The 1,692-nt window shown below is 60.9% G+C and carries 1 protein-coding gene; it reads left to right on the top strand.

Annotated elements, in window-relative coordinates:
- The first annotated feature begins 501 nt into the window (after positions 1-501).
- A complete protein-coding gene (locus tag ACWEJ6_RS54700; RefSeq protein ID WP_452433699.1) occupies positions 502-1,479 on the top strand; it encodes a hypothetical protein in 978 nt (325 codons plus the stop codon).
- Positions 1,480-1,692: the final 213 nt, after the last annotated feature.

Below are 1,692 nucleotides of genomic sequence, written 5' to 3'. Positions count from 1 at the left end.
GGCATGGTGCGGTCCTGTCAGGCGAGGAGTTCGGCCAGGCGGGCCATCTCGGCGGGTGCTCCTGGTTCTCCCGGGCGGCCTTGGTACGGCGGTCGGCCAGCTCGGCACCGAGAGTGCGCTTATGAGCGGCGCCGCCGCTCCGGCTAAGGGAGACGTACGAGCCCGCCGGGCCTCTCTACACGCTGGGCGAGAACGGCGCTCACCGGCTGACCACCGCTCGCCTGGCCGCCCTTCCGGCATCTGGGCCACCGTCGACCAGCCCGCACTTCCGCTTCAGGTACAACCGCACCAGACGGGCATCCATAGCGCTCTGGCCTTCGTGCCATGCCTGCTTCCTGGCTCGCCGCTAAGTCGTTGGCCTATGACACGATCTTGGTGAAGGATGGGGTTGAAAAACTGTCGCACCGGACTCCTATGCTGACACCGCCTGTTTCAAGGCGGAGATCGTTGCTTCTGGCTTCTCAAGCGTCTGTCTCACCGACCCAGCCTAGGAGATCACCCATGACGAGCGCTCTGCCCTCCACCACCATGAAGCACTTGGCGTTCATTCAGGCTCTTCATCGGCAAGGCCGAGAGCAGGTCCGCCAGCCAGAGCCGCTGTCAGCCATGGGCGTGCTTGCCTACCATGACGCGGTCGAACTGTTCCTGGTTCTGTCGGGAGAACATTTGCAAGCCACACTGCCCAAAGGCATCGGGTTTGTCGATTACTGGAAAGAGCTCGCGAGAAACACCCAGCCAAAGCCCATCACTCTGACCGCGGCGAAAGCCATGGACCGGCTCAACCGGCTAAGAGTTGATCTCAAGCACCACGGCGCGATCCCTGGTCCTAGCGCCATCGAGCAGGCCAGCGCGGATGTCAACACCTTCTTCACAGACAACACCCCGCTGATCTTCGGCATCGACTACGACGACATCAACATGATCGGCTTGGTCACGCAGGGAACTGCTCGAGACAAGCTCCATGCGGCCGACGGGCACGCTCAGGCTGGCGACTACGTAGAAGCCCTTTCTTACCTCAGAGAGGCGTTTGAGTGGCTTTTGGAGGACTACGCCAGCCGCAAGCGCATCGACTTCAACACCTCGGCGTTCAGCTTCGGTCAGGACTACGGCTTCTCCTCGAACGCGCCTACGGGCATTCGAGGACTTGACAGCAACCTAGGTGAGTTCCTGGAGAAAACCCGAGATTCGGTGCAGTCAATGCAGCAGGCGCTACGGGTCGTGGCCATTGGCTTGGACTACCGCGCTTACATCAGGTTCTCCATGATGGCACCGAAGGTCCTCATAACCGGCCGGGGTGACAACGCACCGAGGCACGTCTGGCCGGTGCGCGGCCTGGAGATCGCCCAGGGCGATTATGAGTTCTGTCGCTCTTTCGTGATCTCCACCTCGTTGCGCATGGCTGAGAACGACTTCGATCTGGATCTCGCGGAGCTCTATTGGCATGACCGACGGTCGACCGCTACGCCTGCCGAGGGCTGATTGCTTATAAGCGTGAGCCAACCAGTGGTGATTCAGCATCAATTCCAAGATGGCGCTGCGGCTGGATCACTCCTTAGCGGCGGTGCGGCGGCCAGATCGACTCGTTCGTTGGCCTAGTCTAGTACTACAGCAAGGCTTTGTGATGTAGTCTGGAGGCATGCTCGATGAGTTAACCGCTGATGATCTCCGATCGTGGGTGTCAGGACTGGACGC

This window comes from Nonomuraea sp. NPDC004702 (assembly GCF_053601695.1).
The sequence above is the reverse complement of the archived record's forward strand: the minus strand, read 5'-3'. Positions and strand labels throughout refer to the sequence as shown.